Consider the following 19,935-nt stretch of genomic DNA (forward strand, 5'->3'; position numbering starts at 1 on the left):
TGCCGATACACCGCGTATCGGCAGGCCGGGCGGGTTTTCCTGTCGCGTGACTGAATTCTGCGTCACAATCCGGGTCCGCCGGGCATCCGACCTCGTATTGTCGCGTCTCACAGGAAGGGCACAGGGACGGGCAAGCGAGAGGCTGGTGGCTGTGCGTGGTGGTGGCGACGGGGAACGCCGACACGACCGTCGGACACGGTGAACTGATCAAGGCGGTCGACCGCGCGCTGACCACGCACGGACGCGCCCTGCTCACCGGGCCCGCAGGCTCGGGCAAGACCGAGGTGCTGCGCGCCCTCACGGACGCCGCCGCGCTGCGCCACGAGACCGTGCTCCATCTCGCCCCCGGAGCCGCCGACCGGTGGATACCCGAGGCCTCCGCCGCCGCCCTCCTCGCCTCCGTCCCGGCCGCCGCGACGGAATGCCTCTCCGGACCGCAGCGCACCGCCATCGCCCTCCTGCGGCGGGAAACCGACGCACCCCGCGTCGGCCGCGACCACGTCGCCCTGCGCCTCGCCGTCGTCGAGGTGCTGCGCACCCTCGCCGCCCGCGGCCCCGTCCTGCTCGCGCTCGACAACGCCCAGTGGCTGGACGCCGAGAGCACCGACCTGCTCCGCTTCGCCCTGGGCCTGACCCCGCCGCGGGTACGGGTCCTCGCCGCCGAATGCGTCCAGGGCGGAACCCCGCTCTCCGAGCCCCTCTGCGGACCGGACACCCCACAGATACGGGTGCCCCCGCTCGGCACCGACGAGATCGCCGAACTGCTGATGCGCCGGGGCCTCCCGGCCCGCCTCGCCGGCCGGATCCACCAGGCCAGCGGGGGCAACCCGCGGCTCGCCCTGGCGCTCGGCCGCTCCGTCGCCGAAGCCGCCGGGTCCCGCGACGGCGGCGCCCACCACGCCGATCCGCTGCCCGTCTCCGGCCAGGCCCGCGAGGTGGCCCGCCGGCTCCTCGGCGTCGTGCCCGCCCAGGCCCGGCGCACCCTGCTCTACGCCGCCCTCGCCGCGCGCCCCACCACCGCGCTGCTGCGCCGGGCCGGCCGGCTGGACGCGGAGGGCGAGCTCGCCGTGGCCGAGCGGGCCGCGCTGGTCACCGTAGAAGAGGACGGGACGGTCCGGTTCACGGCCGGGGCCCTGACGACCGCACTGGCCGCCGACGCGGGGTGGCCCGAACGTGCCGCCGGGCACGCCGCGCTGGCCGCTGCCGTGGACGACCCCGTCCAGGCCGTACGCCACCGGGCGCTGGCCGTGGACGCCCCCGACCAGGCCCTCGCCGCCGAGGTCACCGAAGCCGCTGCCTCCTGCAGACGCCGCGGCCAGCGGGCGCTGGCCGCCGAACTCGGCCTGCTCGCGGCCGACCGGACCCCCTACCACCTGCCCGGGGAGGAGCTCGCCCGGCTGGTTGCCGCCGCCGAGGACGCGGGCTGGGCCGGCCGCGCCGACCTCGCCCGCCGCGCCACCCGCGCCGTGCTCGCCCGCGACGCCTCGCCCGGCGACCGGGTGCGTGCCCGCCTCGCCGTCATCGACGCCGCCGGCCAGGCACTCGGCGCCCTCGACGAGACCTTCGCGTACGCCATGGCCGACGCCGAGGGCGATCCCGCCCTCCAGGCCGCCGTGCGGCTGCGGACCGCCTGGAAGCACAACCTCAGCGACGGCGACCCCGTCCGCTCCCGCGACGCCGCCGCGCAGGCCGGCGTACTGGCCCGCAGCGGCGGGGACCAGGTCGCCGAAGCCATGGCGCTGACCGTGAGGGCCCGCATGGGCCGCATCCTCGGGGACCCGGACGCCGAGGAGATCCTCGCCGAGGCACTCGCCCTGCCCGCACCCGAGGTACCCCTCGGCATGCGCAACGCCCCGCAGTACCTCGCCGTCCGCCACGCCCTCTTCGACGACCGCAACGACGACGCCCGGCGCCAGCTGCTCGTGCTGCTGCCCGCCGTACGGCGCACCGGCTCATCGGAGGACGTCTTCGAGGTGCTGCGCAGCCTCACCGAGGTCGAGCTGCGCCGGGGCAGGTGCGCGGCCGCCACCGCGCACGCCCGTGACGCCCTGGAGCTGACCGTCGAGGCGGGGCTCTCGCCCGGCCCCGCCTGGTACCTGGCCGCCCTGGCCGAGGCCATGGGCGGGGGCTTCGCACGGGCCGCCGGATACGCCCGGCGCGGCATCCAGGCCTCCGAGGAGGAACACGACCAGGTCTTCCTCTCCCGCGGCCTGTACGTGCTCGGCCTGGTCGAACTGGCCACGGGCGAGGCCGCGAAAGCCGTCACCACCCTGCGCCGCGTGGCCGAACTGGAGGCCGCGCAGCAGGTGGTGGACCCCTCGATCCTGCGCTGGCACGGGGAGCTCGCCGAGGCCCTGGTCGCCGCCGACATGCCGGAGGAGGCCGCCGATCTCCAGGCGAAGGTGCGTACGACGGCCCTCGCACTCGGCCGCACCAGCGTGATCGCCGCCCTCGACCGGGCCCGGGGCCTGTGCCTGTCGGCGCAGGGCGACGCCGATGCGGCGGTGGCCCTGCTGGAGGACACCGCGGAGCGCTTCGAGCACCTCGGACTTCCGCTGGAGCGGGCCCGTACGCTGCTCGCGCTCGCCCGGGTGGAACGCCGCCGCCGGCGGCGCGCACCGGCTCGCGCCGCACTGGGGGCGGCGGCCGAGGTCTTCTCGCGGGCCGGCGCTGCTCCGTGGACCGAGCTCGCCCGGGAACCGTCCCCGTGCCCCGCCCCGGGGGAGGGCGCCGGGGCCCGGTCCCTGGGCGCCCTCACGGAGGCGGAGACCCGCCTCGCGGTGCTGGTGGCCCAGGGCGCCAGCAACCAGGAGGCGGCCGCGAAGCTGTTCGTCAGCGTGAAGACCGTGGAGGCCCGGCTGACCCGGATCTACCAGAAGCTCGACGTCCGGTCCCGGGCCCAGCTGGCCACCACGCTGCGGCTGCGCTGAGCCGGGAGGTGCCGATCCCGGCTCGGCGCCCGGTTCAGCAGCTCAGGTTGTTCCCCGGGGTCACGCCGAGGATCTGGGTGAAGCTCTGGTACTTGCTGATCCGGCTCTGGACCTGCGCCGGGTTGCCGCCGTTGCACTCCAGGGCGCCGTTGATGGAGCGGATGGTCTCGCCGAAGCCCGCGCCGTTGACCATGGCGGCGTGGGCGGTCATCGTGCCCGGGCCGTTCTGCGTGTTCCAGTACCAGAGCGCCGTCTTCATCGCGATGGCCGGGTCCTGCTCCACGAGGTAGGGGTTGGCCAGGAGGTTGATGCCCAGGGCGTCGCCGGCCGCCTTGTAGTTGAAGTTCCAGCTGAGCTGTATCGGCCCGCGTCCGTAGTAGGCGGCCTGTCCGGCGGGACAGCCGTAGGGCTGGTTCGCGTCGCAGTAGTGCGGGTAGTTGGCGGTGTTCTGCTCGACGATGTGCACCAGCCCGCCGGTCTCGTGCGAGACGTTGGCGAGGAAGGCCGCCGCTTCCCGCCGCTTGACGGTGTCGTCGCCGCTGTTGGCGAAGGCGGGGTAGGCGGACAGGGCCGCGACCAGGCCGTTGTAGGTGTAGAAGGGGTTCCGGTTCGGGAACATCTGCTGGAACTGGGCCTCGCTGACCACGAATCCGGACGGGTTCGGGTTGGTCGGGTCCGGGTCCGGCGTCGTCCCGCCTCCGCAGACGCCCTGGTCCGACCAGACGCCCCACTGGCCAGTGGTGCCGGGGGTCTCGCCCTGGGTCCACCACTTGGCCAGCCAGTTGTGGCCGCCGTACGAGGCGGTCGCGCCGCCGGTGTAGACGGCCGAGCTCGCCCACGCTCCGGCGCAGGCGGGAGCCGCGGCGGCGGGGGAGGAGGGGAGGGCGATCGCGAGGCCGAGGGTGACGGCGGCGGTGGCGGCCAGCGAGAGGGCGCGGCGGCGCAGGGTGCGGATCACGGAAGTTCTCCTTCGGTGGGGGGAGTTGCCGTGGGGAGGCAACGGGCAGTCGGACAACTGCGCCCACTGAAGCGAGAATGGTCTGGACCTGTCAAGGTCTAGACCAAAAGAAGCGCCGGTGCTCCGCCCCGAAGGGCAGTGCACCGGCGCTCCGTTGGAGATCAGCTACCGGCGGAGAGGTTGCCGGAGAGGACCGGGATGTTCTCCAGGATGTGCGAGGCGGTCTCGTCACCCTTGGCCTGGGTGGAGTTCTCGGCGCACTGCTGGTTCTGCGGGTTGGACGCGATCGGGATGTCCTGGACGCCGACGTTGATCAGGGCCAGGATCGACTGGGCGTTGACCTTCGCCGGCAGGCCGACGCAGAGCTTGTTCAGGGAGCCCTGGATGGCGGCCATCTGCGGGCTCATGGCGCCCTTGGTCTCCTGGTTGCCGTAGAGCTGCGAGGAGTCGTTGCCGTTGACCGTGTTGACGCCGTTGTCGTTGCCGATCGCCATCGCCGGGGAGGCTACGGCGGCACCGGCACCCAGGACGGCGGCGGTGGCGGCTGCGGTGGCCATGAACTTCTTGAGCATGTGGGGGATCCTTCTTCTGTCGCACTGTCGCATGAGATAGCTGCCCTCGGCGGGACGAGCTGCTCAACTGCGGTGGACAGCGGGGGTTATCACCCATCACCCGAGTGGCCCAACCTTGCACTCCGCGGGTGCGGTCCGGCGTCGGCCGATTGACCCAATGCGGACGGGCGGGCGGATCCCCTGCCCCGGGTGCCGTCCCCGACCGGATCCGGACCGTGTGCGGTCCCGGACCCCGTCGGGGCAGGCGGGAGCGGTGTCGCGGCAGCGCGACGCCGCCGCGGTCAGCCGGTCTTGCGACGGACCTTCTTGTTCTTGCCCCCGGGGCCGCCGCTGGAACCCTGGATCTTCGCCCGGCTCTGGTGTGCCTGCTGCGACTGGGCATTGGCGGCGTTGCGCTCCAGGGCCTCCTTGAACTTCCGCTTGGCCTCCTCGGCCGGCGATTCGTTCTTCGGGGTGTCTGATTCTTCTGACATGCGTCCTCCTGGAATGTTCTGAAGCCGTTGCAGTCTGTCAGCTGGCGTTTCCCCTGGCCAACGCGTTCGGGCGGTGCTGTCTCAGGCGTCCTTCTCCAGGGACGGCCGCAGCCGCTCCAGCAGGGCGTGGAGCGACGCGCGCTCGGTGTCGTCCAGGATGTCGAGGGCGCCGTGAGTGACCTGCATCTCCTCGCGCACCCGGCGGATCACCTCGCGGCCCGCGTCCGTGGCCACGACGTTCTTGACGCGCCGGTCCGCGGGATCGGGCTCGCGGCGCACCAGCTCGCGGGCCTCCAGCCGGTCCACGATGCCGGTCACGTTCGAGGCGTCGCACACCAGCAGGGTGGCGAGGCCGCGCATCGGCAGCGGGCCGTTCAGCTGGGCGAGGACCCTGGCCTGGGTGGAGGTGAGTCCGTGGTGGGCGGCGGCCGCCGCGAAATCCCGCCACTGGGCGGTGCCGATCGCGGCGAGCAGCTCCAGCAGCTCCAGCTTGGTCGGGACGGCGTGGGGGGTGGTGGCGCTCATGCTCGGAGCGTACTCAAGGTGTTTTACATGAGCAACCTTTTACTTGACCACCTTAACTATTGACGTCTACCGTCTGCTGGAGTCGAAGTACTTGATGACGTCAAACATCTGCGCTCTGAAGCACTGAGAAGGTCCCCCTGTCATGAGCCCCACCCCCTCCGCCGCCCCGCAGGCCGGCGGCCACCGGAACGAGACGGTCATCGTCTTCGGCCTGAGCCTGGCCGCCATGGTCGTGTCGATGATGCAGACGCTGCCGGTCCCGATCCTCGGGCTGATCCGCAGCGATCTCGGCACCACCACCGCCAACGTCAGCTGGGTGACCACCGCCACCCTGCTGTCCGCCGCCGTCTTCACCCCGCTGCTGGGCCGCTTCGGCGACCAGCACGGCAAGAAGCCGACGCTGGTGGCCGTACTCGGCGTCATGGTCGCGGGCTCCGTCATCGCGGCCCTGGCGTCCTCGCTCCCGCTGCTCCTCCTCGGCCGCGTCCTGCAGGGCGCCGCCACCGCGATCTTCCCGCTGGCCCTCTCCGTGCTGCGCGAAGAGGTCCGCCCGCAGAAGCTCCCCGGAGCGATGGCCCTGGTCAGCGGCACCCTCGCGTTCGGCAGCGGCCTGGCGCTCGTCGCCACCGGCCTGCTGACCTCCGGCAGCGACGCCGACTACCGCAACGCCTTCTGGATGGCCACCGGCTTCGCCGTGCTCGCGCTGCTCGCCGTCGTGTTCCTCGTTCCGGCGACCCGGCACAAGACGGGCGGCCGCACGGACTTCCTCGGCGCGCTCACCCTGGGCATCGCCCTGCTGCTGCTCCTGCTGCCGATCTCCCAGGGGCACGAGTGGGGCTGGGCCTCCGGCCGTACGCTGGGCAGCTTCGCCGGCGCCGTCGTCATGACCGCCGTCTGGGTGTTCACCGAGCTCAAGGTCCGCGAGCCCCTCGTCGACATGCGGATGTTCGTCCACCGTCCGGTCCTGATGGCCAACCTGGCCGGCGTCCTCGTCGGCTTCGGCATGTTCGCGAACTTCCTGGGCGTCTCCTACCTCGTCCAGATGCCGGAGGCCCTGACCGGCTACGGGTTCGACGCCTCCATCCTGCGCGCCTCCGTGCAGTTCCTGCTGCCCGGCGCGATCGTCTCGCTCCTCGCCTCGCCGGTCGGCGGGCAGCTCGTCCGCCACCGCGGGCCGCGCGCCGCACTGGCCGTGGCAGCGGCCCTCGGCGCCGCCGGCTTCGGCTGGCTGGCCCTGGACCACGGCCACACCCTCTCGGTGATCGGCGCCGGACTCGTCGTCGGCGCGGCCGTCAGCTTCGGCTACGCGGCCATGCCGGCCGTGATCATGGCGAGCGTCCCGCACCACCAGAGCGGCATCGCCAACGGCATCAACTCGATCTCCCGCTCCACGGGCAGCGCGATCGGCAGCGCCATCGTGACCACCATCCTGGCCTCGAAGACGATCGAACACCTCCCGGCCGGAGTCCCCGCGCTGCCGGCCGAATCCGGCTTCACCCTCACCTTCGTCATCGGCGCCGTGGCCTTCGGCCTGGTCGCGGTGATCAGCGGAATCGGCCTGCGCGGGGCACACGGCCCGCGGACGGCCGCCACGTCCGCCGCCACGCCGGTGGCCGCGTCGGCCGGTACGGAGCCCGCGGCCACCGAGCCCGCCGCCGTAGCGGTGTCCGCGGCGAAGGCCGAAGCCTGACCGGTCCGCATCACCGCATGACCGCATCACCGCACCACCGCACCACCGGAGCAGCGCCTTCACCGAGCCGCCCCCGGACCCCGCCGCGCACGCGGCAGGGGACCGGGGGCGGCTCGGCCCGTTCGGACCCGGCCCGTGGGCTCGATAAGCTCGCCTGGGCCCGTCATCGATCTTCACGGGCCCCGGAGGGGTGTCATGACCAGCGAAGCAGTGATCCGGATCCTGCGCGCGGCCGACCGGCCGGCCGCCCGGTGGAAGAACGGCGGGGGAGTGACCCGCGCGATCGCCGCCGGACCGGAGGGGGCTGGGATGGACGATTTCGGCTGGCGGGTCAGCCTGGCCGAAGTCACCGCGGACGGCGCCTTCTCCGTCTTCCCCGGCATCGACCGCACCCTCACCCTCGCGGAGGGCGCCGGCATGGACCTCGAGATCGGCGGCGTACGACGCCTCGTGGACCGGCGGTACGCACCCCAGCGGTTCCCCGGCGACGAGCCGACCGACTGCCGGCTGCTGGGCGGCCCGGTGGTGAACTTCAACGTGATGTACCGCCGGGGCGTGGTGGCCGCCGACACCGCCGTCGTACGGGGCGACCTCGCGCTCACCGTGCGGCCCGGCGAAAGCCTGCTGGTCGTTGCCCTGGAAGGGACGGCCGAGCTCGACGCCTCCGCCGAACTGGGCCCGTACGACGCCGCCCTGGCAACGGGCCCCCGGGACCTCCTGCTACGTACCTCCGGCCACACGGCACTGGTCCGCCTCGCCCCACCCCGCCCCCCGTCCCCGGCGGAACCCGACCCCACTCACCCCGCGTAGGTTCTGATTTCGCTCTCGTGGCGGTGGGAGTCTCGATGAGCCCGCAACGGTCTGCACCACGGTCACGGGTGGGGCTGACGGAGGTCCACGGGCTCAGGGGTGGAGGAGCCATGGCAACGCTGCTGGGGCAGCAGGCGTTGGACGCCGAGGTTGCGTTCAGGTCGTTCGGCTTCCAGGAATCAGACGACAGCGCAGTACCCGTTCCGTATCCCAACGGCTTCGAGTGGGGGGTGTTCCTGCAACCGCATGTGCGCCGGTTCGACCTGTTCAGCGCGGGTCACACGCACACGGCAGCAGTTCTCGCGCGCGTCTGGGACGGTCAACCCGACGTAGAGAATGCTGTCTGGGACGAGCAGGGGGAGTTCGACTATGAGTCGGTCACGGGCGATGTGGCGGTGTGGGGTACTGGGCGTTCAGATCAACTGATCCGGCTGGGTCGCTCCGGCCAGTGGCGGGTTCGCGTGCGCTGTACGGGCAGGGCCGAGGTCGAGAGGGTGACGCAGACGGAAGGAACCGCCTACGGAGTGGAGCGGTACACGATCGACTTCTGGCCGAAGCCGGTGTGAGTCGAGGGCCTGCCACCAGGCTGCGTCCCTGTATGGCAGGCCCCTGGATTTCTGGTGTCAGTCGACCTTCACGATGAAGGCATCCTCGACCCCATCGATGATGCGGTTGGAGTTGTAAAGCCGACGAGCAGGGCCAGCAGCGCCGTTCTGTGCTCCGGGTACCGGCATGGCGGAGTAGCTTTCCAGGACTACCTTGGCGCCCGCGCTGCCGTCGAGGCCGCGGACCTCGGGATGCTGGTGGGCAACGCCGACAATCCCCAGTGGGAGAACGTGGTGCGCCTGGCCACCAGTCATGCGCGCCCCGCCGAGCGTGCGCGACTCCTCATCAGCCTCGTGGAACGCGGTGATCAGGACCCCGGGCATCGCGCGCGCTTGTACCGCCTGGCCGCCTCCTGCCTCGAGTACGCCCCCGAGCTCGATCCCCGGGTACGGGAAGACGTCGAGAGGCGAGCTGCGATGTTCGACCCGCCAACGACAGGCTGAGGGCAGTACCGCCCGACTATGCCCGGTCTGGCGATGGCTTCCGCAGCGCGACCCCGGGGTGGCGGGCGTCTGCGACGGCCCGTAGGCCGGTGGCCCCGGCTCCCCAGCGGACCGCGCCCGCAGAGAGCGCGTCGGGGCTGAGGTCGCACAGCGTGCTGGGCGACGCGAACGCGAAAGTGTGGAAGTAGCCGGGCCCTGGCCGATGGTGTCTGCGGTTCTTCCTGGAGATGGGCTTCGACCAGGGACTGGGTCGCCCAGGTTGCCGAGAGTGCCGGTACGGGCCTGTTCGCGTACTTCCCCGGTGTGAAGGAAGCACTGATCCCGGAGGGCGGTGCCGCGCGCGTTCTTCCCGCGGACTCGGGGGTGCCCTGGATGTGGGCTTCGACCGCCTGGAGCGGGGCCGGTCCGGGGGGTGGTTCGAACTGCCCTGCGTGTGCGAAGCGTTGACAAAGTCGTCATTCGCTAGAAACCCGTGGCGCCATGGCCGCATAACTGCGATCAGATCACTCAAAAAATTAATAACGCTACGCAAGTTTGCGGCAGGCGCGGCTGCGCCGGGCCGGGTCCCCCCATGGAACAGAGGACAGCATGAGATGGAAGCAAAGCGGTCGGCTGCTGGTGGCCGGCTCGGTGGTCGCGGGGCTGGTGTCGGTCGGGCTCCTGCCCGTCACCTTCGCGGCCGCCGCGGGCGGGCCCAACATCGCCCTGGGAAAGTCGGCCAGTGCGAGCGGATCCCTCGGCGGGTACGGGGCCGCCGGAGTCACCGACGGCAACCAGGGCTCGTACTGGGAGGGGCCCGGTAGCACCTTCCCGACGTGGGTGCAGGTGGACCTCGGCAGCAGCGTCGCCGTCGACCAGGTGGTGCTGAAGCTGCCCGCCCCGTGGGAGACGCGCACCGAGACGCTGACCGTGCAGGGCAGCACCGACGGGAACACCTTCACCACCCTGTCGGCCTCGGCGGGACGGGTGTTCAACCCGGCCCAGTCCAACGTGGTGACCATCGGGTTCACCGCCGCGACCGTCCGCTTCGTGCGGGTGAACGTCTCCGCCAACACGGGCTGGCAGGCCGCGCAGATATCCGAGCTGGAGGTGTACTCCGCCGACGGCAGCGGCGGCCCCGGCGATCCCGGTGATCCCGGAGACCCGGGTACGCCCCCGGTCGGGGTGAACCTCGCCAAGGGCAGGCCCATCGAGGCCTCCTCCACCACCCAGTCGTACGTGGCGGCCAACGCCAACGACGACAGCGTCACCAGCTACTGGGAGGCGGGAGGGCAGCAGTCCACGCTGACCGTGAAGCTCGGCTCCAACGCAGACGTCACGGGTGTGGTCCTCAAGCTCAACCCCGACCCCGCCTGGGGCAACCGCACCCAGAGCTTCGAGATCCTGGGCCGGGAGCAGGCGGCGAGCGCCTTCACCACCCTCAAGGCCCGCGCCGACTACGCCTTCAGCCCGGCCGGCAACCAGAACACCGTGACCGTGCCCGTCACCGGCCGGCTCGCCGAGGTCCAGCTGAAGTTCTCCGGCAACACCGGGGCCGGCGGCGGCCAGGTCGCCGAGTTCCAGGTCATCGGCGCCGCCGCCCCGAACCCGGACCTGACGGTCACGGACCTGGCCTGGTCCCCGGCCGCCCCCTCCGAGAGCGACGCCGTCACGGTCAACGCGACCGTCCGCAACGCCGGTTCGGCCGCCTCCCCGGCCACCACCGTCAACGTCAGCATCGAGGGCGCGGTCGCCGGCAGCGCCCCGGTCGGCGCCCTCGCAGCGGGAGCCTCGGCCACCGTCCCGGTCGCCGTCGGCAAGCGTCCGATGGGCAGCTACACCGTCTCCGGCGTGGTCGACCCGGCCGGGACCGTTCCCGAGCAGGACGACACCAACAACAGCCGCACGGCCGCCGCGAAGCTCGTCGTCGGCCAGGCGCCGGGCCCCGACCTGGAGGCCCTCTCCATCACCACCAACCCGGCCAACCCGGCCGTGGGCGCCCCGGTCTCCTTCACCGTGGCCGTCCGCAACCGCGGCACCGCGGCGGTGGCCGCCGGGACGGTCACCCGCCTGGTCGCGGGTTCCACCACCCTGAACGGTCCCACCCCGGCGATCGCGGCCGGCGCGACCGTCAACGTACCGATCAACGGCACCTGGACGGCGGTCAGCGGCGGAGCCACCCTCACCGCCACGGCCGACGGGACCGGCCTCGTCGCCGAGACCAACGAGAACAACAACACCCACTCCCGCGCCGTGGTCGTCGGCCGCGGGGCGGCGGTCCCGTACACCGAGTACGAGGCGGAGGCCGGGAGTTACACCGGCACCCTGCTGCAGAGCGACGCCAAGCGCACCTTCGGACACACCAACTTCGCCACCGAGTCCTCGGGCCGCGAGTCCGTGCGGCTCTCCTCGGCCGGCCAGTACGTCCAGTTCACCTCCACCAACCAGGCCAACTCCATCGTGGTGCGCAACTCCATCCCGGACTCCGCGAACGGCGCCGGCGCCGAGGCCACGATCAGCCTGTACGTGAACGGCAGCTTCGCCCAGAAGCTGAACCTCTCCTCCAAGCACAGCTGGCTCTACGGCAGCACCGACAGCCCCGAGGGCCTGACCAACACCCCCGGCGGCGACGCCCGCAGGCTCTTCGACGAGTCACACGCCCTGCTCGCGCAGAGCTACCCGCCCGGCACCACCTTCCGCCTCCAGCGCGACGCGGGCGACACGGCCTCGTTCTACGTCATCGACCTGATCGACCTGGAGCAGGTGGCCCCGGCGGCGCCCAAGCCTGCCGAGTGCACCTCGATCACCGACTACGGCGCGATCCCGAACGACGGCATCGACGACACGCTCGCCATCCAGAAGGCCGTGACCGCGGACCAGAACGGGCAGATCGCCTGCGTCTGGATCCCGCAGGGCCAGTGGCGCCAGGAGCAGAAGATCCTCACCGACGACCCGCTGAACCGGGGCCAGTTCAACCAGGTGGGCATCAGCAACGTCTCCATCCGCGGCGCGGGCATGTGGCACTCCCAGCTCTACACCCTGACCGAGCCGCAGAACGCCGGCGGCATCAACCACCCGCACGAGGGCAACTTCGGTTTCGAGATCGACGACAACACGCAGATCTCCGACATCGCGATCTTCGGATCGGGCCGGATCCGCGGCGGTGACGGCAACGCCGAGGGCGGCGTGGGCCTCAACGGGCGCTTCGGCAAGAACACCAAGATCACCAACGTCTGGATCGAGCACGCCAACGTCGGCGCCTGGGTCGGCCGCGACTACGACAACATCCCGGCCCTGTGGGGTCCCGGCGACGGCCTCGAGTTCAACGGCATGCGCATCCGCAACACCTACGCCGACGGCATCAACTTCGCCAACGGCACGCGCAGCTCCACCGTCTTCAACTCCTCCTTCCGTACGACCGGCGACGACGCCCTCGCGGTGTGGTCCAGCAAGTACGTGAAGGACCAGTCCGTCGACATCGGCCACGACAACCACTTCCGCAACAACACCATCCAGCTCCCGTGGCGGGCCAACGGCATCGCCATCTACGGCGGCTACGGCAACACCATCGAGAACAACCTGATCTACGACACCATGAACTACCCCGCCATCATGCTGGCGACCGACCACGACCCGCTGCCCTTCTCCGGGCAGACCCTGATCGCGGGCAACGGCCTCTTCCGCACCGGCGGTGCCTTCTGGAACGAGGACCAGGAGTTCGGGGCGATCACCATCTTCCCGGCCAACCTGCCGATCCCGGGCGTGGTCATCCGTGACACCGACATCCACGACTCGACCTACGACGGCATCCAGTTCAAGACCGGTGGCGGGGTCATGGCCGACGTCAAGATCACGAACGTGACCATCAGCAAGTCCAACAACGGCTCCGGAATCCTGGCCATGGGCGGAGCCCGCGGCAACGCCACCCTGTCCAACGTCACCATCACCGGATCCGCCGAGGGCAACATCCTGATCGAACCGGGCTCCCAGTTCCTGATCAACGGGGGCTGACGGCGGGCGGGTTCACCGCTTGCCGAGCTTGACCCACCTCGCCGTACCGGGAACGCCCTTCGCGTCGAGGAGGAACAGCATGTAGTACCCGGGCGGGGCGTCGGCCGCAGTGGCCGGCGCCCGCAGCCCGATCGTGCGGCCGCGGACGCCGGTCATCCGCAGCTCCAGATGGCGCTGACTGGTGTTCACCGCATGGGTGACGGTGGTCGGCGCCAGCAGCACGGCGCGCCGTACGGCGGCGGCCGTCGGGCTCTCCACGGAGAACTCCCCGCCGTGGGCGATCTCGCCCGCCGGGACCCGGTCCAGTACGGGCCGGGTTCCCCGGTGCAGGTAGGCGGGCTCGTAGATCTCGATCGAGCCGTCCATGCCGTCCTTGATGTCCGGGTCGTTGGCGATCTGCTGGAGCTCGTCCCCGGTGACCACGACCCGGCCGTCCGGCAGCACCAGCGCGTTGGAGTGGTAGCCCCGCGGCAGCCGCTGGGCCGGCCCCAGCCGCCACCGGCCGTCCGTACCCCGCAGTTCGGTCCGGCGGAACTTCAGGTCGGCCTTCGGGTTGAACGGCCCGAACCCGTAATCCCTGGTGTCCTTGGCCCCGTTGACCGTCAGCAGCGTGCCGTCCGGCAGGATCAGCGTGTCGTCCTGGGTCCGCCCGAAGGCGCGCGGCTCCTCCGTGGTCCAGGCGCCGCCCGACAGCCGGTAGGTGTTCGGGTCGAGCGGATCCCCGCCCAGCACCAGCACCGAGTCCGGTCCGTCGAATCCCGCGGGCAGCGGCACGGCGGAGCCGTACCCCCGGAAGTCGGCGGGCCGCCTGGGCAGGTCCGTACGGGTCTGCGCGCGCGGGTCGAAGAGCCACTGCTGGTCGGCGTCGCGCCCCAGGCCGTAGATCATGCCGTCGCGCAGCGAGAACAGGTGCGGGTAGTCGTTGCGGAACGGCGCGTCGGAGCGCATCCGCTCCACGGGAAGGTCCAGCGGGATGTCGTACGGGCGCCAGGGCACCGGCTGCCCCGGCGCGGGGAACCGCTCGACCACCGGGGTGGGCGTCCCCGTGCCGCGCTCGGACTGGCCCGACATGATGATCTGGCGGCCGTCCGCGCCGGTCACCACCGACGGGTACCAGCGGCCGACCGCCATGTCGCGGTTGCGGTACCAGCCCTCGGTCCACGGGTCGAAGACGAAGGACAGCTTCGCCCCGCTGCCGCCCTTGCCGCCCGTGTTGCCGCCGAACACCCCCAGCATCCCGTTGGGCAGGAAGGAGTGCCCGGCGCAGAAGAAGGGCGCCGGGCGCGGGGCGTGCGTACCGTCGGGCATCAGCACGACGGGCGGGGTGACCTTCTTGAAGGCCCGCGCGCCGGTCCCCTTCGCCGGATCCCACAGGTAGGCACGGCCCGCGTTCGACGGTCCGATCCGGTCCGTGGGCCCGGTCTCCTTGGTGGGGTTGGTCTCCACCCGGGAGAAGGAGAAGAGCAGCACCTTCCCGGTGGGCAGCAGGGCCGTGTGCACGCCGAAGTCGGGGGAGGGGAAGTACTCGGCGAACCGTCCCGAAACCTCCGCCTTCACCGCGGAGTTGGCCTCGAGCTGGGAGGCGGCGAGCGCGGCCAGGCTCGCGTTCCGCCGGGACTGCGGATACCCCGCCGTGCCCTGGGCCGCCCGGCGCAGCTCGGCGTGGACGCGCGCGTGACCGGAGCCGATCACGGCGGCCTCGGCGGCCTCGGCCGGGTCGGGCCCGCCCGGCGCGGCGGAGGCGGCGGAGGCGGTGCCGGTCCCCCCGGGCCCGCCGCCGCCACCGCCGTCCGTGCCGTGTCCCGGAGCCGCGGCCGTGAGGACCAGGGAGCAGACGACCGCGGTCGCGGAGAGCAGGGCGGACCGGTGCAGGCGGCGCATGGGGCTCCTCGGCGCGGGCGGTTCCGTAGGGCGCTCATCATAGGAAATACCGGGAGGAACCGACCGGTCCGACGTGCTCGGTGCGCCGCCGATGAGCCGTTCGGCCCTCTCCGGAGCGCTGCCGACACGTTTCTCCGGTGAAAGGGCCCGGCCATCGGAGTGAGGCCGCGCACCCGTTCCCCGATCGGCCCGCTACCGACCGCTTCCATGGCCGGGTGATCAGAACACTGCGCACCGCGCTCGGCGCCGTCCTCGTGACCGGCGGCCTCCTCGCCCTCCTGCCCGCCTCCGCCGCCGGTGCGGCGGGCAGCCCCGGCGCCCCCGCGGCACCCGAGGAGCGGGTGACCGTCGACGTCGCCACGGTCAACGGCTCGGGCTGCCGTCCCGGCAGCGCCACCGTCGCCGTGGCCGAGGACAACTCGGCCTTCACCGTCACCTACAGCGAGTACCTGGCCATGGCCGGCGGCAACAGCGCCCCGACCGACGGCCGCAAGAACTGTCTGCTCTCCCTGCTCGTCCACGTCCCGCAGGGCTACACCTACGCCGTCGCCCAGGTGGACTACCGGGGATTCGGCAGCCTCCAGCAGGGCGCCATCGGCACCCAGAAGGCCAGCTACTACTTCCAGGGCATGAAGCAGACCGACTACCGGACCCACAAGTTCCAGGGCCGGCTCGACGACAACTGGCAGGCCACCGACACCACGGGCATCGAGGCCCTGGTCTTCGCCCCCTGCGGGGAGCAGCGCAACTTCAACATCAACACCGAACTGCGGGCCGAGGTCGGCACCTCGGACCCGGCGAAGACCAGCTACATGGCGCTCGACTCCACCGACGGCAGCATCAACAGCATCTACCACTTCGCATGGAAGAAGTGCCAGGTGCGCTGAGCCGGCCCGGCACCACAGCCGGTCTCACCACGGGCGGCCGCGCGGGGCTCCTGCTCAGGAGTCCTCCCGCGCGGCCGCCTGCCGCTGCCGCTTGCTCAAGGGGGCCAGGCTGAGGTCCTGGGCCTGCGAGCTCATCCGCTTGAATCCGTACCCGTGCTCCGTCAGCCAGGTCTCGGCGGCGAGCTCGGCCTGGGCGGTCGCGTCCAGGATGTCCTCCTCGGCCTCGCCCTCCGCCAGGAAGCGGAAGGTGAAGAAGGGCCGGGCCGCCACGTCGTACGTGAGGTGCCCCTCGGGAGTGAACTCGGCCGTCAGCACGGAGTGCCGGGCCGCGTCCGCCAGGAGCGCGGCGCGCTGCTCCTCGGTGAGGCCGTCGAAGGACCCCTTGACGGTGATGCGGAAGGTACGGGTACTCATTGCGCCACCCTAGGCAGCACCCCGAGCCCTCCGCACCGGGATTTTCCGGAGCCCGCCACTCCGACGGCCCAATCGCCGCGCGCCCTCGCGCACCCCGGCGTCACCCGGTCGGCGCGGCCGCGACCTGGGCTTTCGCGCAACTGCCCGGCGTGCCGGGCGTGTCGCGCCCCGCTAGCGTCGGCAGCGTCCGGAGTCCCTGGATTCCGCGAGGGGGGTCCCGCCATCCGCCTGTGCGAGAGGCCGAGCCGATGCTGAAGGACGCTCCGATAGCCCAGCCGCCCCCGATAGCCAGCCTGATCCGCGTGGAGAAGGGCGTGGCGGCCCCCGAGGAACTCGCCGCGATCGCGGTGGTCGTCGCCTGCTTCGCCCGGCGCAACCGCGCGGAGGCCGGAGCGGAGACGGCTCCCGCCGGTACCGCCCGCCGCAGACGCCCCCCGCACCACGGCTCCGGCTGCTGGGCGGGCTGCTGGGCCTGCGGCTGACGCGGACCGGCGACACCCATGAATGCCCCTGTCCCCGGCCCGCTTACGGGCCGGCGGCAGGGGGACCACCTGGCGTACGGGCCGGTCAGGCCCGGCGCAGCACCGCGGACAGCGCCCCGGAGAGCGCGGCCTCCGGATCGGGCGCCGGCCCCTGCGAGCGCCACGCGACGAACCCGTCGGGCCGCACCAGCACGGCGCCCTCCCCGGACAGGGCGTGCACCGCGCTCCAGTCGGCGCCCTCCTCCTGCACCAGATCGGCGCCCGGTGCGCCCGGCGCCCCGATCGCGTAGGCGTCGAGCTTCACCGACAGCCGCCCGGCCACCCGTTCGGCCGCTTCCCGCCACGGCGATCCCGCACCGCAGAGCAGCACGAACGCCTGCTCGTACAGGTCCACCGTGGAGACCCGCTCGCCGTCGGCCCGGGTCAGCCACATGTGCGGGGCCCGCGTGCCCGGGTCGCCCGTCATGCGCATCCCCTCCGGGATGACGGGCCGGTCCGGGGAGCCGCCCACGAACGCGCCGCTCGGATAGGCGTAGGCCATCGCCGTCGTCAGGACCCCGCTGCCCGGCCCGCCGCCCATCGTGGGCGGGGGAGCGTAGCCGGGGTGGCTGTGCTCCGCCGAACGGGCCGAGGCCCGCTGGGCGGTCGCCACCGCCACCGGGTGGCGCTCGGCCCCGTAGGTCTCCAGCAGTTCCATGCCCGCGGAGCCGCCGAGCACCGCCGCGATCTTCCAGGCCAGGTTGTGCGCGTCCTGGATGCCGGTGTTGGAGCCGAAGGCCCCGGTCGGGGACATCTCGTGGGCCGCGTCGCCCGCCAGGAACACCCGCCCGGACGAGTACCGCTCGGCGATCCGCTCGGCCGCGTGCCAGGGGGCCTTGCCGCCGATCTCCACGTCCAGGTCCGGTACGCCGATCGCGGCCCGGATCTGCTCCCTGCACCGCTCCTCGGTGAAGTCCTCCAGGGTCTCGCCCTGGTCCGGGTGCCACGGGAGGTGGAAGACCCACTGGGTGTCGTTGTCCACCGGCAGCAGCGCCCCGTCCGCACCGGGCTTCATCAGGTAGCAGACGATGAACCGCAGGTCGCCCAGGACCTCCACGAGCCGCCGCGAGCGGAAGGTGACGCTGACGTTGTGGAACAGCTCGCCGCTGCCCGTCTGGGGGATGCGCAACTGCTCGCGCACGGGGCTGCGCGGACCGTCCGCCGCGATCAGGAAGTCGGCGCGCACGGTGATGTGCTCACCGGTCTCCCGGTCCTTGACCAGCGCGTTCACCCCCGTCTCGTCCTGGTCGAAGCTCATCAGCTCGGTCGAGAACCGCACGTCGGCGCCCTGGGCACGGCTCTGCGCGGCGAGGATCGGCTCGATGTTGTTCTGGCTGCACACGCACCAGCCGGTCGGGCTGAACTTGCTGAGCGCCCCGGCCGGGTCGATGGCCTTGACCAGCCATTTGTGGTCACCGCCGAGCAGGGACTCCGTCTGCAGGATGCCCATGTTGTTCTCCAGCGCGGACGCCGCCTGCCGGATGGCGCCCTCCGCCCCGGCCACCCGGAACAGCTCCATGGTCCGGGCGTTGATGCCGCGCCCGCGCGGGTGGTCGGAGGTGCCGGCGTGCTTCTCCACTACCAGGTGCCTGATGCCGTGGCGGCTCAGGAACAGCGAGGTGGACAGACCCACGAGGGAGCCGCCCACGACGAGAACCGGTACGCGAACATCTGCCGTGTCTTCCATCAGCTGCGAGCTCCTGAATTCTGTGTGGGGGGAGTGCACTCTTTTATGCCCCCGATCGCCGTCCAAGCCCAGGAGATACGCCGGTTGTCACCCGCTTGATCCGGAGATGTAGCGCTACGTCCGCACCCGGATGACGATGAGCGACAGCGGTTCCCCCGAAGACACGCCGGCCTGCCGTCCCCACGACGGCCCCGGTCCGGAGCGGCCACCGCACAGCACGGACGAGGGTCCGTACGTGATGAAAATCCCCGCCCTCCCCCAGGGCCCTCACGAAGGAGTGAGCAGATGACGACCACCCTGTCCGAACGGGTGTCACAGTCCGCCTTCGACGGATCCATGCTCCGGGTCGTCCTGCTGATGGACCTCCACGAAGGAGCCCAGCAGCGGTTCTTCGAGGCGTACGAGCAGCTGCGCCACGACATCGCGTCGGAACCGGGCCACATCAGCGACCAGCTCTGCCAGTCCTTCGAGAACCCCTCGCAGTGGCTCATCACCAGCGAGTGGGAGAGCGCCCCGCAGTACCTCGCCTGGGTCAACAGCGAGCACCACGCCGAGCAGGTGCGCCCGCTCGGTGCCTGCGCCCGCGCCATGCGCCCGCTCAAGTACACCGTCCTGCGCGAGACCGGCCGCGGCTACCAGGACGCGCAGCGGCCCGTCGCGGCCCGGCTCCAGGAGTCCCCCCGGCTCGGCGCCGGCATCGTGCGCCACGCCCTGACCTTCACGGTCAAGCCCGGCAGCGAGAAGAACGTAGCCGCCATCCTCTCCAGCTACGCCTCCCCGGCGGCGGACGTGGACGGGCACACCCGGCTGCTGCGGACCTCGCTGTTCATGCACGGCAACCGGGTCGTGCGTACGGTGGAGGTCCGCGGAGACCTGATGTCGGCCCTGCGGCACGTCTCCGAACAGCCCGAGGTGCGGGCCGTGGAGGAGGAGATCAACCCCTACCTGGAGCAGGACCGCGACCTCGGCGACCCCGAGTCGGCCCGGATGTTCTTCATGAAGGCCGCGCTCCCCGCCGTCCACCACGTCGCCGCGCGCGAACCCGGCGGCGCCGACCGCTCCGACGTACGGCGCCACGCGCTGTTCTACCCGGCCAAGCCCGGCTGCGGACCGGCGCTGGCACGGTTCCTCGCCCGGCAGGACGAGGACATGGCCCACCGGCCCGACGCCCCGACCGTGAGCAGCAGCATCTTCCAGCGCGACGACATCGTCGTACGCCTCATCGACGTGCGCAGCCCGCACGGCGACGGGCTGGAAACCGCCTTCGGCGTCAGGGGACCGCGCAAGGCGGCCGTCCTCGCCCGCCTGATGGCGGGGCCCGTCAGCTGCTCGGACGGATCCGAGGGGGCCGCCGCGTCCGCGGTCCGCCAGACCATGAGCCTGATCACCGACCGCCGGGCGCCCGCCGAAAGCTGACCGGCGCGGCACCGCCCGCCGGGACCGGCCGGATCACCTCGGCCCGCCCGGATCAGCCGGCCCGCCCGGCCCCTCTGTCCACCCGGCCCCTCTGTCCACCCGGCCCCCCTGTCCACCCGGCTCCCCGGACCG

The 19,935-nt window shown here is 72.0% G+C and carries 16 protein-coding genes; 8 read left to right on the forward strand and 8 right to left on the reverse strand.

What is annotated here, in order from left to right; genetic code table 11:
• Positions 1–155: 155 nt before the first annotated feature.
• A complete protein-coding gene (locus NLX94_RS23395) occupies positions 156–2,930 on the forward strand; it encodes an AAA family ATPase (protein WP_254384978.1) in 2,775 nt (924 codons plus the stop codon).
• A 34-nt stretch (positions 2,931–2,964) separates the two neighbouring features.
• On the opposite strand, the gene NLX94_RS23400 is transcribed toward NLX94_RS23395, so the two are convergent.
• The 4 genes from NLX94_RS23400 to NLX94_RS23415 all read right to left on the reverse strand — a co-directional run bounded on the left by NLX94_RS23400 (position 2,965) and on the right by NLX94_RS23415 (position 5,458).
• Positions 2,965–3,876, reverse strand: coding sequence for a glycoside hydrolase family 19 protein (locus tag NLX94_RS23400; RefSeq protein ID WP_254385184.1), 912 nt, complete (start codon positions 3,874–3,876; stop codon positions 2,965–2,967).
• A gap of 173 nt (positions 3,877–4,049) precedes the next feature.
• The gene (locus NLX94_RS23405) at positions 4,050–4,460 is read right to left on the reverse strand and encodes a rodlin (RefSeq protein ID WP_254384979.1); all 411 of its coding nucleotides are present in this window, start codon (positions 4,458–4,460) and stop codon (positions 4,050–4,052) included.
• A gap of 281 nt (positions 4,461–4,741) precedes the next feature.
• Entirely contained in the window at positions 4,742–4,933 is a 192-nt protein-coding gene (locus NLX94_RS23410; RefSeq protein ID WP_254384980.1) for a DUF5302 domain-containing protein, read from the reverse strand.
• 81 nt (positions 4,934–5,014) lie between these two features.
• Entirely contained in the window at positions 5,015–5,458 is a 444-nt protein-coding gene (locus tag NLX94_RS23415) for a MarR family winged helix-turn-helix transcriptional regulator (RefSeq protein ID WP_254384981.1), read from the reverse strand.
• Between the two features lie 142 nt (positions 5,459–5,600).
• On the opposite strand from NLX94_RS23415, the gene NLX94_RS23420 reads away from it, so the two are divergent.
• From NLX94_RS23420 to NLX94_RS23430, 3 genes are all read left to right on the forward strand, one after another.
• Positions 5,601–7,148, forward strand: coding sequence for an MFS transporter (locus NLX94_RS23420; protein ID WP_254384982.1), 1,548 nt, complete (start codon positions 5,601–5,603; stop codon positions 7,146–7,148).
• Positions 7,149–7,343: 195 nt separating this feature from the next.
• Entirely contained in the window at positions 7,344–7,958 is a 615-nt protein-coding gene (locus tag NLX94_RS23425) for a HutD family protein (protein ID WP_254384983.1), read from the forward strand.
• A gap of 110 nt (positions 7,959–8,068) precedes the next feature.
• Positions 8,069–8,524, forward strand: coding sequence for a hypothetical protein (locus NLX94_RS23430; RefSeq protein ID WP_254384984.1), 456 nt, complete (start codon positions 8,069–8,071; stop codon positions 8,522–8,524).
• 57 nt (positions 8,525–8,581) lie between these two features.
• Here the strand turns inward: NLX94_RS23430 and NLX94_RS39410 are convergent, their stop codons facing one another.
• Positions 8,582–8,887 carry a hypothetical protein gene (locus NLX94_RS39410; RefSeq protein ID WP_308402500.1) on the reverse strand — a complete coding sequence of 102 codons (306 nt, stop codon included), beginning with the start codon at positions 8,885–8,887 and terminating at the stop codon, positions 8,582–8,584.
• 708 nt (positions 8,888–9,595) lie between these two features.
• Here NLX94_RS39410 and NLX94_RS23440 point away from each other — a divergent pair.
• Positions 9,596–12,997: a CARDB domain-containing protein gene (locus NLX94_RS23440; RefSeq protein WP_254384985.1), complete on the forward strand. Its 3,402-nt coding sequence runs from the start codon at positions 9,596–9,598 to the stop codon at positions 12,995–12,997.
• A 12-nt stretch (positions 12,998–13,009) separates the two neighbouring features.
• Here the strand turns inward: NLX94_RS23440 and NLX94_RS23445 are convergent, their stop codons facing one another.
• Entirely contained in the window at positions 13,010–14,878 is a 1,869-nt protein-coding gene (locus NLX94_RS23445; RefSeq protein ID WP_254384986.1) for a glyoxal oxidase, read from the reverse strand.
• 215 nt (positions 14,879–15,093) lie between these two features.
• Between NLX94_RS23445 and NLX94_RS23450 the strand changes: the two genes are divergently transcribed.
• A complete protein-coding gene (locus NLX94_RS23450; protein WP_374684012.1) occupies positions 15,094–15,765 on the forward strand; it encodes a DUF4360 domain-containing protein in 672 nt (223 codons plus the stop codon).
• 54 nt (positions 15,766–15,819) lie between these two features.
• On the opposite strand, the gene NLX94_RS23455 is transcribed toward NLX94_RS23450, so the two are convergent.
• A complete protein-coding gene (locus NLX94_RS23455) occupies positions 15,820–16,179 on the reverse strand; it encodes a DUF6204 family protein (RefSeq protein WP_254384987.1) in 360 nt (119 codons plus the stop codon).
• Positions 16,180–16,409: 230 nt separating this feature from the next.
• Between NLX94_RS23455 and NLX94_RS23460 the strand changes: the two genes are divergently transcribed.
• Positions 16,410–16,661, forward strand: coding sequence for an acyl-CoA carboxylase subunit epsilon (locus tag NLX94_RS23460; RefSeq protein WP_254384988.1), 252 nt, complete (start codon positions 16,410–16,412; stop codon positions 16,659–16,661).
• An 85-nt stretch (positions 16,662–16,746) separates the two neighbouring features.
• Here the strand turns inward: NLX94_RS23460 and NLX94_RS23465 are convergent, their stop codons facing one another.
• A complete protein-coding gene (locus tag NLX94_RS23465; protein ID WP_254384989.1) occupies positions 16,747–18,387 on the reverse strand; it encodes an FAD-dependent monooxygenase in 1,641 nt (546 codons plus the stop codon).
• Between the two features lie 285 nt (positions 18,388–18,672).
• On the opposite strand from NLX94_RS23465, the gene NLX94_RS23470 reads away from it, so the two are divergent.
• The gene (locus tag NLX94_RS23470; protein ID WP_254384990.1) at positions 18,673–19,803 is read left to right on the forward strand and encodes a SchA/CurD-like domain-containing protein; all 1,131 of its coding nucleotides are present in this window, start codon (positions 18,673–18,675) and stop codon (positions 19,801–19,803) included.
• Positions 19,804–19,935: the final 132 nt, after the last annotated feature.

This window comes from Streptomyces sp. TBY4, from assembly GCF_024213195.1.
In the GTDB taxonomy this organism is placed as follows: domain Bacteria; phylum Actinomycetota; class Actinomycetes; order Streptomycetales; family Streptomycetaceae; genus Streptomyces.